Origin of the sequence: Zeimonas arvi (assembly GCF_008039575.1) — a bacterium.
Taxonomy (GTDB): Bacteria; Pseudomonadota; Gammaproteobacteria; order Burkholderiales; family Burkholderiaceae_E; genus Zeimonas; species Zeimonas arvi.
The window spans coordinates 47,043-61,959 of sequence record NZ_VDUY01000003.1; the positions used below are offsets into that span (position 1 = coordinate 47,043).

Genomic DNA, 14,917 nt, shown 5'->3' on the forward strand with positions numbered 1-14,917 from the left:
CCACGCGTGCGGTTTGTCATAACCACGACGCGTCCCCTGGCGTAGGGTATTAGGAGTTTCCCTGATATCCGACCTCGCCGCCGGGCCAGACATCATGATTCGCCTCTTCAATCACTACCTCCCGCTCCGGATCCTGCTGCTCTCGCTGATCGAGGCGATGGTGCTGTTCCAGGCCATGGTGCTCGGCTTCGAGATCCGGCTGCTCGACCAGGCCCTGCCGCTGCCCCTCGTCGAGGCCGGCGTGTTCACCGGCGTCATGCTGTTGATGATGACCGGCCTGGGGCTCTACGAGTCGCAGAACGAGCCTTTCCGGGTGATGCTGCAGCGCCTGGTGGTGGCCTACGGCCTCGCCCTGGCCGTCATGAGCGTGCTCTTCTACCTGTTCCCGGCGATCTACGTGGGCCGCGGCGTGTTCGCGCTGACCTCGGTCTTCGCGGTGGCCGGCGTGGTGCTGATCCGGCTCATCTTCTTCCGGGTCACCGACGTCGGCCTGCCCAAGCGGCGCGTGCTGATCGTGGGCAACGGCCACGAGGCCGAGGACGTGATCCGCTTCCTGAACGAGGGCACCCGCGGCAAGGTCATCGAGTACGCCGGCCTTTACCCGTTGGCCGGCGACCGCGACACCAGCGAGCCCGAGCGGACCGCCGCCCGCCTGCAGCTGATGCGCACCGTGTCCGACCTGCGGGTGTCCGAGATCGTGGTCGCGCTGCGCGAGCGCCGCGGCGGCGTGATGCCCCTGCGCGAGCTGCTCGAATGCAAGCTGCGCGGCGTCAAGGTCATGGACCTGGTCTCGTTCTACGAGCGCGAGAAGGGCCTGCTCAAGGTCGACAACCTGCGTGCGAGCTGGCTGATCTTCGGCTCGGGCTTCGACCAGGGCGTGACCCGGGACGTGGTCAAGCGGGTGTTCGACGTGGCGGTGAGCCTCGTTCTGCTGGTGGTCACGCTGCCGGTCCTCGTGCTGGCCATGCTCGCCATCCTGATCGAGACCGGCCGGCCGATCTTCTACCGGCAGGAGCGGGTGGGCCAGGGCGGCAAGCCCTTCACGATCTACAAGCTGCGCTCGATGACGCAGGACGCCGAGAAGGACGGCAAGCCCCGCTGGGCCGGCGCGAACGACGCGCGGGTCACCGCGGTGGGCCGCTTCCTGCGCCGCAGCCGCATCGACGAGCTTCCCCAGCTCTACAACGTGCTGCGCGGCGACATGAGCTTCGTGGGCCCGCGCCCCGAGCGGCCCTTCTTCGTGAGCCAGCTGCTCGAGGACATCCCGTACTACGACATCCGCCACAGCGTGAAGCCCGGCATCACCGGCTGGTCGCAGGTGCGCTACCCCTACGGCGCCTCGGTGGAAGACGCGCTGGGCAAGCTGCAGTACGACCTGTACTACGTGAAGAACCACTCCCTGTTCCTGGACCTGCTGATCCTGGTCGACACGGTGCAGGTGGTCCTCCTCGGCAAGGGCGCTCGCTGAACCGCTGATGAACCCCGCGCTGCTCGGCTTCATCGGTCACGCCGCGGCAGCGCTCGCCTTCCTGGCGCTGGCCGTGCTGCTGGCGGTTCGCCGGCGCGGCGATGCGGTCGGCCGCCTGCTGCTGGTCGCGGTCCTGGGCCAGGTGGCCTGGGGCGCGGCGATGGCCGGCCTGCTCACCGGCAGCCCCGTCGCGGCGCCGCTCGCACCGGTCACCGAGGCGCTGCGCAATCTCCTCTGGATCCTGTTCCTGATCCGCCTGGGCACCGATGCCGGCCCCGCGCCGGTCATCGGCGCACAGCAGGCCGAGCAGGTCGATCGCGCCGGGCGGCGCGCCATGGTGGTGGCCCTGGTGCTGGCCAGCGCCTCGGCCGGCGCCGAACTGATCGGCAGCGACGCCGGCACCCTGTTCGCCGCGCGCACGCTGGCCGCGATCTTCGGCCTGGTCTGCCTCGAGCAGGTCTACCGCAACGCCTCGCCCGGCCGGCGCTGGGCGATCAAGTTCCTGGGCCTCGCGCTGCTCGCGCTGTTCGCCTTCGACCTGCTGATGTACAGCGAGGCCCTGCTGTTCGGCCGCGTCAACGGCGCCTGGTGGGTGGCCCGCGGCTACGCCAACGTGCTGCTGGTGCCGCTGCTGGCCATCGCCGCCGCCCGCAACCCGCAGTGGAAGCTCGACATCGGCGTGTCGCGCCAGGCGGTCTTCCACACGGCCGCGCTGTCGATCGCCGGCGGCTACCTGGTGCTGATCGCCGGCGGCGGCTACTGGCTGCGCTGGTTCGGCGGCGAGTGGGGGGAGATCGCGGCAGCGCTGCTGGTGTTCGCAGCGTTGCTGGGCCTGGCGGTCTTCCTGATGTCCGGCCGGATCCGCGCGCGGCTTCGCGTCTTCCTGGCCAAGCACTTCTTCACCTACCGCTTCGACTACCGCGAGGAGTGGATGCGCCTCACCGGCCTGCTGGCCAGCGACGGGTCCGGCGAGCTGGCCGCCCGCGCGATCAACGGCCTGGGCCAGCCGGTGGACAGCGCCTCGGGCGCGCTGTGGCTGGAGTCCGACGGCGCCTTCCGCTTCGAGGGCGGCATCCGCTGGCAGGGCGACCGCGCCGCGATTCCGTCCGACGCGCCCCTGGTGCAGCTGATGCGCGAGCGCGACTGGATCGTGGACCTGCATACCGCGGTGAACGCGACCGGCGACTGGCGTGGCGCCGCCGGCGATCCGGGCAACCCGAGGCCCGAAGCCGGCCTGCCCCTGCCGCCCGCCATCGCCGGCCACGCCGAGGGCTGGCTCGTCGTGCCGCTCACCCTCGAGCGCGAGCTGCTCGGCTTCGTGCTGCTCGACAAGCCGCTGGCCCCGCAGCCCTTCGACTGGGAGACCCGCGACCTGCTCAAGGCCGCCGCCCGGCAGATCGCCAGCCACCTGGGCCTGCAGCGCACGCTCGAGAAGCTGATCCGCGCCCAGCAGTTCGAGTCCTTCAACCGGATGTCGGCCTTCGTGGTGCACGACCTGAAGAACCTGGTCGCGCAGCTCGGACTCATGACGAAGAACGCGCAGCGCCACCGCGACAACCCGGAATTCCAGGCCGACATGCTGGCCACCGTCGAGAACGTGATGGAGCGGATGCAGGGCCTGCTGCTGCAACTGCGGGTCGGGGCCAAGCCGGTGGAGAAACCCGCGCAAGTGAACCTGTCCGAGGTCCTTCAGGCCGCGGTCGCCGCCCGCCGGGCCCTGCGGCCCGAGCCGCGCATCGTGCGCTGGCAACCTGCTGCCGGATTGCACGGCCAGGCCGGCGACCCCGATGGCCCGGCGCAAGGAATGACCGCTCGCGACGACCTCTTGGTGATGGCGCATCGCGACCGCCTCGAGCGGGTGATCGGTCACCTGATCCAGAACGCGGCCGAGGCCTGCGACCCCTCGAACGGTCGCGTCGAGCTGGCCCTTCGCGAGCAGGACGGCCGCGCCGTGATCGAAGTCCGCGACAACGGCCGAGGCATGAGCGGGGCTTTCCTTCGTGAAAAGCTGTTCCAGCCCTTCACCTCGACCAAGGCGCACGGCATGGGCATCGGCGCCTTCGAGAGCCGCGAATACCTGCGCGAGCTGGGCGGCGCGCTCGAGGTCGAGAGCACCGAAGGCGTTGGTACCATCTTCCGTGTCCGCCTGCCGCTGGCCAGGACCGGCGCGGAGCGACCCCTGGAAACCCGGAAGGAAGAGGCAGGCAGTCCCGATGGCTGAACGAGTCCATGGCTGAAGAACGGCCGACCCTGATGATGGTCGAGGACGACATCGGTCTGCAGAAGCAGATGCGCTGGTCCTTCGACCGCTACAACGTGATCTTCGCGCAGGACCGCGAGAGCGCGCTCGCGCTGCTGCGCCGACACGAGCCGGTGGTGGTCACGCTCGACCTGGGCCTGCCGCCCGACCCCGACGGCACCAGCGAGGGCTTCGCCACGCTCGAGCAGATCGTGGCGCTGGCGCCCGACACCAAGGTGATCGTGCTCACCGGCCAGAACGATCGCGGCAACGCGCTCAAGGCGGTGGGCAGCGGCGCCTACGACTTCTTCGCCAAGCCCTTCGAGGCCGACATCCTGGGCCTGGTCATCGACCGCGCCTTCCGGCTCGCCGACCTGGAGCGCGAGAACCGGCTGCTGCAGCAGCGGCAGGCCGGCGACACCCCGCTCGACGGCCTGCTCACCCGCGACCCCGGCATGCAGAAGCTGTGCCGGCAGATCGAGAAGCTCGCGCCGACCACCGCCACCGTGCTGCTGAACGGCGAGTCCGGCACCGGCAAGGAGTTGTTCGCCCGGGCGCTGCACCAGCTCTCGCCGCGCAAGGACAAGCGCTTCGTGGCGATCAACTGTGCGGCCATCCCCGAGACCCTGCTCGAGTCCGAGCTCTTCGGCCACGAGAAAGGCGCCTTCACCGGCGCGGTCAAGCAGACCCCGGGCAAGATCGAGGTGGCCGACGGCGGCACGCTCTTCCTCGACGAGATCGGCGACCTGCCGCAGTCACTGCAGGCCAAGCTGCTGCGCTTCCTGCAAGAGCGGGTCATCGAGCGCATCGGCGGACGCAGCGAGATCCCGGTCGACGTGCGCGTGATCTGCGCCACCCACCGCAACCTGCGCGAGCGCATCGCCGAAGGCGCCTTCCGCGAGGACCTGTTCTACCGGCTGGCCGAAATGATCGTGGCCATCCCCCCGCTGCGCGAGCGCACCGGCGACGCCACGCTGCTGGCCCACGCCTTCGTGCAGCGCTTCGCGCAGCAGAACGGCCGCGGCAAGCTCACGCTGCGCGACGACGCGCTGGCCGCCATCGAGCATCACCCCTGGCCCGGCAACGTGCGCGAGCTCGAGAACTGCATCAAGCGCGCGGTGATCATGGCCGACGGCAGCACCATCGGCGCCGAGGACCTCGGCCTTCAGGCGGTGGACGACGACACCGCCGCGCTGAACCTGCGCGTGGTGCGCGACGAATGCGAGAAACAGGCGGTCATCAAGGTGATGTCGCGCGTCGAAGGCAACGTGGCGCGCGCCGCCGAACTGCTGGGCGTGAGCCGCCCCACCCTCTACGACATGCTGAACCGCTTCGGCCTGCGCTGAACCACGCAGCGCCGCCGAATCCAGGAGACGATCGATGACACGCGCAAACAAGACACCCGGCACCCGGACTCGCCCTGCCCGCATCCTCGTGGTCACGCTGGCCACCGCCGCGGCGCTCACCTCGATCACCGCCTGCGCCGGCAAGGACTCGCCCGAAGCCCTGCTCGACAAGGCCCGGCAGTCGCTGTCGGCCAACGAGCCGCGCACCGCCGAGATCCACCTGAAGAACCTGCTGCAGGAGACCGACAACGCCGAGGCGCGCTACCTGCTGGCCGAGATCTACCGCCGCAGCGGCGACCTGCCCTCGGCCGAGAAGGAATACCGGCGCGCGCTCGACCTGGGATTCGACCGCAAGCGGGTGTTGCCGCCGTTGATGGACGTGCTGCTGGCGACCAACCAGTCGCAGAAGGTTCTCGACCTGTCGCACGACCTGAAGATCGAGGATCCCGCCGCCCGTGCCGAAGCGCTGGCCCTTGCCGGGCAGGCCCTGATGCGACTGAACAAGCCCGACGAGGCACGCCGCACATTCGAAGAGGCGCTCGCCGCGCAACCCGAAAACCTCACCGCCCAGGTCGGCATGGCCCGGCTGGTGGCCGCCACCGACCGCCCCGCGGCGCGCGCCCGCATCGACGCCCTGCTGCAGAAGCAGCCCGACTCGGTCGAGGCGCTGTCGCTGCGCGCCGACCTCGACATCGCCGACGGCCGCGTCGAGCCTGCGCGCGAGACCCTGCGCGGGCTGGCCGAGCGCACGCCGCGCGACCCCGCGGTGCACGCCAAGCTGGTGTCGCTCGCCCTCGACGCCAACGACCTCGAGGGCGCCCGCAAGCACCACGAAGGCCTGGCCAAGGCCGCGCCCAACGGCCCGGTCACCCACTACCTGAAGGCGATGATCGAGCTGCGCTCGGGGCAGCCCACCGCGGCACGCGACGCGGTCACCGAGGCGCTGCGCCTGGCGCCCGAGTACCTGCCCGCGGTGGCGCTGGCCGCCGGCCTTCACCTGCAGCTGGGCGAGCTCGAGCAGGCCGAGCGCCATGCCCGGATGCTGGTCGAGCGCGCGCCCCAGACCACCCAGGGCCATCGGCTGCTGGCCGCCACCTACCTGCGGATGAACGCGCCCGATCGCGCGCTGGAGGTCGCCCGTCGCCCGCTCGATCGCGGCGCCAAGGACCCGATGCTGATGTCGATCGCCGGCGAGGCCGCGCTCAAGACCAACGACCCGGCGGCCGCGGCGAAATACTTCGAGGAAGCCCGCAAGCTCGACCCGAAGGACGCGCGCAAGCTCACCGGCCTGGCCATGGCGCACATGGCCTCGGGCAACCGCGAGCGCGGCATCGACGAGCTCGAGGCCGCGGTCGAGCTGGATTCCTCGAGCCTGCAGGCCGACATCGCGCTGGTCATGGCGCACCTGCGCGAGCGCAAGTTCGATCAGGCCCTGAAGGCCGTGGCCGGCATGGAGAAGAAGGCGCCCAAGAGCCCGGTGCCTGCCGGCATGCGCGGCGGCGTGCTCGCCGCCAAGGGCGACACGGCCGGGGCGCGCAAGGCCTTCGACGAAGCGCTCAAGCGCGACCCGAAGTACTTCCCCGCCACCGCCAACCTGGCCAACCTGGACCTGCGCGACGGCAAGCTCGACGACGCACGCAAGCGCTACGAGGCGCTGCTGGCGGCCGACCCGAAGAACGCCCAGGCGCACATCGCGCTGGCCCAGCTCGCGGTGCGCCGCGGCGCGCCGCGCGCCGAGGTGCTCGCGCTGCTGCAGAAAGGCCGCGACGCCAATCCCGGCGTCGCGCTGCCGGTGATCGCCACCGCGCGATACATGCTGGACACCAACACGCCGAACGAAGCGGTGCCCATGCTGCAGCAGGCGGTCAACGCCGATCCCGAGAACCCGCAGCTGCTCGACACGCTGGCCACCGCGTTGATGCGAAGCGGCCAGCGCGCGCAGGCGATCGCCACCTGGGAGCGCCTGCTGCGCGCCCAGCCCAATGCCTGGGCCGCGCACCTGCGCATCGGCGAGGCGCAGCGCGCCGACAAGAACAACGACGCCGCGCTGGCCAGCTTCCGCAAGGCCGAGCAGGCCGCGCCCGACGCGCTCGAGCCCAAGCTCGCGGCAGCCGCCCTGCTCTTCGACATGGGCCGGAAAGACGAGGCCCGCAAGATCGCCGCGGAACTCAAGAAGAACGAGCGCCAGCAGGTCGCCGGCCTGCTGCTCGAAGGCGACCTGGCCGCGGCCGATCGCAACTGGGGCCCGGCCATCGAGTCCTACCGAAAGGCCTTCGCGCAGCAGAAGGCGCTGCCGGTGGGCACCAAGCTGATCCGCGCGCTGCACGCGGCCAAGCGCGGCAACGAGGCCGACACCGTCCTGCGCGACTGGGTGCGTGCCGAGCCCGACAACCTGCCGCTGCGGCTGCTTGCCGGCGAGACCGAGGTCACGCTCAAGCGCTGGAAGCCGGCCTACGACCACTACGCGGTCGTGATCGCCAAGGAGCCGCGCAACGCGCTGGCGCTGAACAACGCCGCCTGGGCGCTGCACGAGCTGAAGGACCCGCGCGCCGAAGAGCTCGCCCGCCGCGCCTACGAGGCCGCGCCCAAGAGCGCCGCGGTGCTCGACACCTACGGCGTCATCCTGTCGGCCAAGGGCGACCCGAAGGCGGTGCAGGTCATGCGCGACGCGGTCGCCGCCGCCCCCACCGCCCCGCAGATCCGCCTGCACTACGCCGAGGCGCTGGCCAAGGCCGGCGACAAGGCCTCGGCCAAGGTCGAGGTGCAGACGGTGCTGAAGGCGGTGAGCGAAGGGCCGGTGGCCGAGCAGGCGAAGGCGCTGGAGGCGAAGCTGTGACGCGCGGGCGCGTCACCTGATCTCGTACCAAACCCCGCGGCCGCTGCCGTGCAGACTCAAGTGACCGCGCTCGACCAGGTTCCGCAGATGCACCTTCAGCGTATTCCGGCTCGCGCCGGTCAGCTTCATGGCGTCGCCCATGGTGATGCGCCCGTGCTCGCGGGCGAACTCGACGATCTGCAGTGAGAGATCGGGCAAGGCAGCCAGGACGATCCTCTCGCGCTCGATCTTCTTCTCCAGTCGGCGAACCTGCTCGGCCAGGGACTGCAGGAAGAACACGAGCCACGGTTGCCAGTCGGGCGCATTGGTGCGAATGCTTCCCTGCGTCCGGCGCAGCGCCAGGTAGTAGGCTTCCTTGTTCAGCTCGATCACGCTCTCCAGCGAGCTGTACGGCACGTAGGCATAACCGGCCTGGATCAGCAGCAAGGTCGTGAGCACCCGGCTCAATCGGCCGTTTCCATCCTGGAACGGGTGGATCTCGAGAAAGACCACGACGAAGATCGCGATGATCAACAAGGGGTGCAATTGCCCCTTCTCGCGCTCGTCGTTCACCCAGGCCACCAATTCGGACATCAAGCGGGGCGTGTCGAAGGGCGTGGCCGTTTCGAAGACGACGCCGATCTGGACTCCGCTTTCGTCGAATGCGGCAACGCTGTTCGAGTGCGTCTTGTACTGCCCGCGATGGCGTGAATCCTTCTCGCTGTGGCGCAGAAGGATCTGGTGCAGTTGCTTGATGTGGTTCTCGCTGAACGGAATGTCCTGCCACGAGCCGAAGACCCGATCCATCAGCTCGGCGTAGCCGGCAACCTCCTGCTCGTCTCGCGTCTCGAAAGACCGGATGGCCAGGTTGGAGAGCAGGCGCTCTACCTCGCGATCGCTGAGCCTGCTGCCCTCGATGCGGGTCGACGAGCCGATGCTCTCGATGGTCGCAACCCGCCGCAATGCAGAGAGGCGGTCGGGTGCGAGGGCCCCCAGCGCCCGCCATGCGCCCTTGAACTCGTCGATTCTCGCGATCAGGCTCAGGATCTGCGGGGTGATCCGAAGGGTGTCGACACGCAGCATGGAACCAATGCTACACCCATTTACACCCATTCAGGAGAGGGCGACGCTCAGTGCCGCCTCTCAGGGCCGACTACTTCCCGGCCTGATCCACGTACCAGTCGATCGCCTCGGCCAGCCCCTCGCCCACCCGGTGCGTGGGCGCATAGCCGAGCAGCTCGCGCGCCCGGCTCACGTCGGCCAGCGAATGGCGCACGTCGCCTTCGCGGAACTCGCGGAATTTCGGCTCCACGCCGGCCAGCGCCGGCTCGCGCTCGGCGAGCAGCGAACGGATCAGGCCGAACAGCTCGACCAGCGTCGTGCGCTCGCCCACCGCCACGTTGAAGACCTGGTGCGCCGCGGGCAGCTCGGGCGCCAGCGCCGCGCGCAGGTTGGCCTGCACCGCGTTGGCCACGTAGCAGAAGTCTCGGCTGGTCTCGCCGTCGCCGTTGATCCACACCGGCTCGCCCGCGAGCAGCGAGGCGATCCAGCGCGGCACCACCGCGGCGTAGGCGCCGGCGGGGTCCTGGCGCGGACCGAACACGTTGAAGTAGCGCAGCCCCACGCATTCGATCCGGTACACCCGCGCCCAGGTCTCGGCGAACAGCTCGTCGGCGGCCTTGGTGGCGGCATACGGCGACAGCACCTTGCCGACCCGGTCCTCGACCTTGGGAAGCTCGGGATGATCGCCGTACACCGAGCTCGACGATGCGTAGACGAAACGCCGCACGCCGGCCGCCCGCGCCGCCTCGAGAACCTGCAGGAAGCCCTCGACGTTGGCCGCGAACGAAGGCATGGGCTGCGCGATCGAGCGCGGCACCGAACCCAGGGCCGCCTGGTGCAGCACGTGGTCGACCGGGCCACTGCCGGCGTGGCCGGCCTGCGCCGCGCCGCCCGCGCCTGCGGCGCCGATCCCCATCGCCTCGCGGCACACCGCCGCGTCGCGGATGTCCCCGTCGATGAACCGGAAGCGCGACCAGGCTTCCTCGCCAACCAGCCCGCGCAGCTCGTCCAGGTTGCGCCGGTGCCCGGTGGCGAAGTTGTCCAGCCCGGTCACGTACTGGCCGCCGCGCAGCAGCGTCTCCACCAGGTTCGAGCCGATGAAGCCGGCCGCGCCGGTCACCAGCCAGCGCTGCGCCGGCCGCCCTTCGAGCAGCGCCAGGTTCGGGTCGCTCACAGCCGCCAGAGCCGCAGCCCCGCTGCCGCCACCTCGGCCGGATCGAAGGCCGACTTCACGTCGGCCAGCACCGCGCCCGGCGCGAGCTTGCCGGCCATGGCCTTCAGCCCGCGCTCGCGCAGCTTCGCGTGGCCCACCGCCGCCACCGCCGCGCCCGCCTTCGGCAGGTCTTCCCAGGCGGTGAGCTTCAGCCCGTACTCGTGCATCGCCTCCTCGGGGTCGGCCACCGGGTCGTGCACGATGACCTCCGCGCCGTAACTCTGCAGCTCGCGGATCACGTCGATCACCTTGGAGTTGCGCAGGTCGGGCACGTCTTCCTTGAAGGTGAGCCCGAACACGATCACCGGCTCGCCTTTCACGTGAAAACCGGCCGCGATCATCTCCTTGACCGTGCGCTGCGCCACGAAGGCGCCCATGCCGTCGTTGATGCGCCGGCCGGCCAGGATCACCTGCGGGTGATAGCCCACCATCTCGGCCTTGTGCGTCAGGTAGTAGGGGTCCACGCCGATGCAGTGCCCGCCCACCAGACCCGGCCGGAAGGGCAGGAAGTTCCACTTGGTGCCGGCCGCCTTCAGCACCTCGAGCGTGTCGATGCCCACGCGATCGAAGATCAGCGCCAACTCGTTGACCAGCGCGATGTTCAGGTCGCGCTGCGTGTTCTCGATCACCTTGGCGGCCTCGGCCACCTTGATGCTGCTGGCCCGGTGCACGCCGGCGGTGACCACCGCCTCGTAGAGCTTCGCCACCGATTCCAGCGTGTCGGCGTCGTCGCCCGACACCACCTTCACGATGCGGGTGAGCGTGTGCTCCTTGTCGCCGGGGTTGATCCGCTCGGGCGAATAGCCCACGTGGAAGTCGGTCTTCCACTTCATGCCCGACTCGCGCTCGAGCACCGGAATGCAGACCTCCTCGGTGGCGCCGGGGTACACGGTGGACTCGTAGACCACGGTGGCGCCGCGCTTCATGTGGCGCCCGCAGGTGGTGCTCGCGCCCACCAGCGGCGAGAAGTCCGGCTGGTGCGCGTCGTCCACCGGCGTGGGCACCGCCACGATCAGGAAATCGGCCTCGCCGATCCGCTTCGGCTCGTCGGTCACCTGCAGCTTCGTCGCGGCCTCGAACTGCTCGCGGCTCACCTCGCCGGTGGGATCCTCGTGCTTCAGGAAGTTGGCGATCTTCGCGCTCGACAGATCGAAGCCGATCGTGTCGAACACCTTGCCGAACTCCACGGCAAGGGGTAAACCGACATATCCGAGTCCGATCACTGCAACGGTTGTCATCGCGGGGTTTCCGGGGAAAAATTGGCAGGTTTTCGACCGGGCCGATCTTACAATGGCGCCATGGGCTTCACCGTGACGAAAACCGCAACCCGACCGACGGCCGTCAGGTCATTCGTCGGGAGGCCTTCCAGGGCCGCCGGCAGCCTGCTGCTGGCCTCGGCGCTGCTCGCCGCAGCCGCGCCGGCGGGCCTGCGCGCGTCGCCCGGCCCCACCGGCGGGCAAGATGCCGCCAGGGTCGCCGAGCGCGCCGCCACGGCCCGCGCCCTGATCGACGAGGCCCTGCGCCACGAGAACGCCGAAGGCACCCCGCGCGACTACGCGCGCGCCCACGAGCTCTACTGCCAGGCCGCCCGCCTGAACAACGCCGACGCCCTGCACCGGCTGGGCTGGATGTACGCCAACGGCCGCGGCGTGGCGCGCAACGACGCCATCGCCCACTCCCTTTTCTCCCGCGCCGCCGAATACGGCAGCGAGGTCGCCGAACGGCTTGCCGGCATGGTCCGCGCCGAGCCGGGCGCCGCCGCCAGCCTGCCCGACTGCCTGGTGGTGAAGAAAGTGCGCGACACCGGCCCCACGCCGCAGGTCGACGATCCCGCCACCTTCGTGGCCGCCCCCGACACGCCGGCGCGCCGCAAGCTGGTCCAGGCGGTGGTGGCCCAGGCCCGCGAATACAGGGTGGACCCGCGGCTGGTGTTCGCGATAATGCGCGCCGAATCCAACTTCGACCCCAACGCCCGCTCGCCCAGGAACGCCCAGGGCCTGATGCAGCTCATTCCGGAAACCGCCGAGCGCTTCGCGGTGGCCGACATCCTCGATCCGGTGCAGAACGTGCGCGGCGGCGTGCGCTACCTGCGCTGGCTGCTGTCCTACTTCCGCGGCGACGTGGTCCTGGCGCTGGCCGCCTACAACGCCGGCGAAGGCGCGGTGGACCGCTTCCGCGGGGTGCCGCCCTACGCCGAGACCATGGCCTACGTGGCCCGCATCCGCGCCCTGTATCCTCACGACCGCCACCCCTTCGACCCCAGGGTGGCCGAGGCCTCGCCGGTCGTGGCCACCGCGGCTCCGACCGCATCGCCGGTCGCCGCGGCATCCGCCGCCAGCCCGCGAATCGCCACGCCAGTGAGATATTTCCTCGGCAGTATCGACGCGCCGTTGGCACAGTCCAACCGTTGAGGCTCCTTGGCCGGCCGCGCGACGGCCGATTTTCCAACCACCGCCGCAACTCTGTAAGCTAAGGGTTGTCCCTCAGATCATTTCGGGTTTACCCCCGATCGTCGAGAGCATTTCCGGGAGCGAACGATGACTCGCCTGTTTTCCGCCAACCGCCTGGTGTCCGGGCTCAGCAGCAGACTCTTCAGGGCCGCGGGCCTTGCGCTGGTCGCCATCGGCGTGAGCGGCTGCGCGAGCTTCGGCAACAGCCTGCCGCCCGCGCCCACCAGCGCCGCGGTGCCGGACTACAAGTACGTGATCGGCCCGGGCGATTCGCTGAACATCGTGGTCTGGCGCAACCCGGAGCTGAGCGCCACCGTGCCGGTGCGGCCCGACGGCAAGTTCACCTCGCCGCTGATCGAGGACATGGTCGCCATCGGCAAGAACCCCACCGACCTCGCCCGCGAGATCGAGACCAAGCTCAAGAAGTACATCCAGGACCCGGTGGTGACGGTGATCGTGCAGGGCTTCTCGGGTCCCACCAGCGAGCAGATCCGGGTGGTGGGCCAGGCCGCCAAGCCGCAGGCCCTGCCCTACCGCCAGAAGTTGACACTGCTGGACGTGATGATCGCGGTGGGCGGCATCACCGAATTCGCGGCCGGCAACCGCGCGGTGCTGGTGCGCGCCGCCGAAGGCAACAAGCAGTACGGCGTGCGCCTGCGCGACCTGCTCAAGGGCGGCGACGTTTCCGCGAACGTGGAAATGCTGCCCGGCGACGTGATCATCATCCCCGAAAGCTGGTTCTGAGCCGCCCATGCTGGAACTCCTGCAACAGGTCAAGGCGATCGTCCGCGGCATCTGGGCCTTCCGCTGGACGGCGCTGGTCGTGGCCATCCTGGTCGGCGTGGCCGGCGGCGCCTACGTGATGCAGATGCCCAACAAGTACGAGGCATCGGCCCGCGTCTACGTGGACACCCAGTCCATCCTCAAGCCGCTGCTCTCGGGCCTGGCGGTGCAGCCCAACGTGGAACAGATGGTGGGCATGATGGCGCGCACCGTGGTCAGCCGCCCCAACCTGGAGAAGGTGATGCGGCAGACCGACCTCGACCTGAAGGCCAGCACCCAGGCCGAGCGCGACGCGATCGTCGACCAGCTGATGCGCGAGATCCGCTTCGGCCGCGCCGCCGGCGGCGACAACCTCTACTCGATCAGCTACCAGAGCACCGAGCCGCGCAAGGCGCAGGACGTGGTCCAGAACCTGCTCAACATCTTCGTGGAGTCCAGCCTGGGCTCCTCGCGTCGCGACACCGCACAGGCCCAGAAGTTCATCGACGAACAGATCAAGGTCTACGAGCAGCGCCTCGTCGACGCCGAGGCCCGCCTGAAGGAATTCAAGATCCGCAACATGCGGCTCATGCCGGGCCTGGAGCGGAACTACCTGCAACAGGTCATGGAGATGGAAGGCCAGCTGCGCGAGACCATGCTCGAGCTGCGCCAGCTCGAGAACTCGCGCGACGAGATGCGCCGCCAGGTCACCGGCGAGGCGCCGCTGGTGGCGGGCCCGCCCGAGATCCCGATCGAGCAGGCGGCCGGCCCGGTCACCACCGAGTTCGACGCCCGCATCGAGGCCCAGCAGCAGCGCCTGGACGAGCTCAAGCTGCGCTTCACCGACGCGCACCCCGACGTGATCGGCACCAAGCGCGTGCTCGAGCAGCTGGAAAAGCAGCGCGACGCTGCGGTCAAGAAGGCCCAGGCGGCCGCCAAGGCCGCCGGCAGCGGCGGCACCACGACCAACCCAGTGTTCCGCGAGCTGCGCATCGCGCTGGCCGACGCCGAGGCCCGCGTTGCCGCCCAGCGCGCCAAGGTGGCGGACTACCAGAACCGCCTGGCCGAGGCCCGCAAGCTGGCCGAGCTGGTGCCCAAGATCGAGACCGAGTACGTTCAGCTCAACCGCGACTACGAGGTCAACAAGGACAACTACGACAAGCTGCTGGCCCGGCGCGAGTCGGCCCAGATGTCGAGCAACATCGAGGCCACCGCCGGCGTGGGCGAGTTCCGGGTGATCGACCCGCCGCGGGCCAAGCCGCAGCCGGTAGCGCCGAACCGCCCGCTGCTGCTGGCCGGCGTGCTGCTCGCCTCGCTGGGCGCCGGCATCGCCGCCGCCTTTGCCCGCGACCAGCTCCGGCCCACCTTCCGCGACGTGCGCTCGCTCACCCAGGCCACCGGCCTGCCGCTGCTGGGCGGGGTGTCCTACGTGGCCAACGCCGCCGAGCGCGCCCGCGCCCGCCTTTCCCTGGCGGCCTTCTCCGTCGGCACCCTGGCATACGTGGGCCTGTTCGGCCTGGCGATCGCCTGGTACGCCATGAAGACGTTCGCCAGCTGAAGGT

General features: G+C 69.9%; 10 protein-coding genes. 7 read left to right on the forward strand and 3 right to left on the reverse strand.

Annotated features, from left to right (window positions below; translation table 11 throughout):
- Positions 1-94: 94 nt before the first annotated feature.
- From FHP08_RS07580 to prsT, 4 genes are read left to right on the forward strand one after another with little or no spacing between them, the layout of a single operon-like run.
- A complete protein-coding gene (locus FHP08_RS07580; protein ID WP_147703850.1) occupies positions 95-1,468 on the forward strand; it encodes a TIGR03013 family XrtA/PEP-CTERM system glycosyltransferase in 1,374 nt (457 codons plus the stop codon).
- A 7-nt stretch (positions 1,469-1,475) separates the two neighbouring features.
- The gene (gene prsK / locus FHP08_RS07585; RefSeq protein ID WP_147703851.1) at positions 1,476-3,689 is read left to right on the forward strand and encodes an XrtA/PEP-CTERM system histidine kinase PrsK; all 2,214 of its coding nucleotides are present in this window, start codon (positions 1,476-1,478) and stop codon (positions 3,687-3,689) included.
- An 8-nt stretch (positions 3,690-3,697) separates the two neighbouring features.
- Positions 3,698-5,053 carry a PEP-CTERM-box response regulator transcription factor gene (gene prsR / locus FHP08_RS07590; RefSeq protein WP_187272214.1) on the forward strand — a complete coding sequence of 452 codons (1,356 nt, stop codon included), beginning with the start codon at positions 3,698-3,700 and terminating at the stop codon, positions 5,051-5,053.
- 34 nt (positions 5,054-5,087) lie between these two features.
- Positions 5,088-7,889: an XrtA/PEP-CTERM system TPR-repeat protein PrsT gene (gene prsT / locus FHP08_RS07595; RefSeq protein WP_147703852.1), complete on the forward strand. Its 2,802-nt coding sequence runs from the start codon at positions 5,088-5,090 to the stop codon at positions 7,887-7,889.
- Between the two features lie 12 nt (positions 7,890-7,901).
- Here the strand turns inward: prsT and FHP08_RS07600 are convergent, their stop codons facing one another.
- Genes FHP08_RS07600 through FHP08_RS07610 form a run of 3 tightly spaced genes read right to left on the reverse strand, consistent with a single transcriptional unit; the run spans position 7,902 to position 11,381 of the window.
- Entirely contained in the window at positions 7,902-8,981 is a 1,080-nt protein-coding gene (locus FHP08_RS07600) for a Fic family protein (protein ID WP_225879073.1), read from the reverse strand.
- 40 nt (positions 8,982-9,021) lie between these two features.
- Entirely contained in the window at positions 9,022-10,104 is a 1,083-nt protein-coding gene (locus FHP08_RS07605; protein ID WP_147703853.1) for an SDR family oxidoreductase, read from the reverse strand.
- Positions 10,101-11,381, reverse strand: coding sequence for a nucleotide sugar dehydrogenase (locus tag FHP08_RS07610; protein WP_147703854.1), 1,281 nt, complete (start codon positions 11,379-11,381; stop codon positions 10,101-10,103). The genes FHP08_RS07605 and FHP08_RS07610 overlap by 4 nt, the downstream gene beginning before the upstream one ends.
- Before the next feature lie 72 nt (positions 11,382-11,453).
- Here FHP08_RS07610 and FHP08_RS07615 point away from each other — a divergent pair, with 72 nt between their 5' ends.
- From FHP08_RS07615 to FHP08_RS07625, 3 genes are all read left to right on the forward strand, one after another.
- Positions 11,454-12,554 carry a transglycosylase SLT domain-containing protein gene (locus FHP08_RS07615; protein ID WP_147703855.1) on the forward strand — a complete coding sequence of 367 codons (1,101 nt, stop codon included), beginning with the start codon at positions 11,454-11,456 and terminating at the stop codon, positions 12,552-12,554.
- 126 nt (positions 12,555-12,680) lie between these two features.
- Positions 12,681-13,337: an XrtA/PEP-CTERM system exopolysaccharide export protein gene (locus FHP08_RS07620; RefSeq protein ID WP_147703856.1), complete on the forward strand. Its 657-nt coding sequence runs from the start codon at positions 12,681-12,683 to the stop codon at positions 13,335-13,337.
- Between the two features lie 7 nt (positions 13,338-13,344).
- Entirely contained in the window at positions 13,345-14,913 is a 1,569-nt protein-coding gene (locus FHP08_RS07625; RefSeq protein ID WP_147703857.1) for an XrtA system polysaccharide chain length determinant, read from the forward strand.
- The last annotated feature ends 4 nt before the right edge of the window (positions 14,914-14,917 follow it).

Bases quoted from the DNA above. Each gene is read 5' to 3' on its own strand.
- FHP08_RS07580 (WP_147703850.1), top strand. From the start codon at position 95: ATGATTCGCCTCTTCAATCACTACCTCCCGCTCCGGATCCTGCTGCTC.
- prsK (WP_147703851.1), top strand. From the start codon at position 1,476: ATGAACCCCGCGCTGCTCGGCTTCATCGGTCACGCCGCGGCAGCGCTC.
- prsR (WP_187272214.1), top strand. From the start codon at position 3,698: ATGGCTGAAGAACGGCCGACCCTGATGATGGTCGAGGACGACATCGGT.
- prsT (WP_147703852.1), top strand. From the start codon at position 5,088: ATGACACGCGCAAACAAGACACCCGGCACCCGGACTCGCCCTGCCCGC.
- FHP08_RS07600 (WP_225879073.1), bottom strand. From the start codon at position 8,981: ATGGGTGTAAATGGGTGTAGCATTGGTTCCATGCTGCGTGTCGACACC.
- FHP08_RS07610 (WP_147703854.1), bottom strand. From the start codon at position 11,381: ATGACAACCGTTGCAGTGATCGGACTCGGATATGTCGGTTTACCCCTT.
- FHP08_RS07620 (WP_147703856.1), top strand. From the start codon at position 12,681: ATGACTCGCCTGTTTTCCGCCAACCGCCTGGTGTCCGGGCTCAGCAGC.
- FHP08_RS07625 (WP_147703857.1), top strand. From the start codon at position 13,345: ATGCTGGAACTCCTGCAACAGGTCAAGGCGATCGTCCGCGGCATCTGG.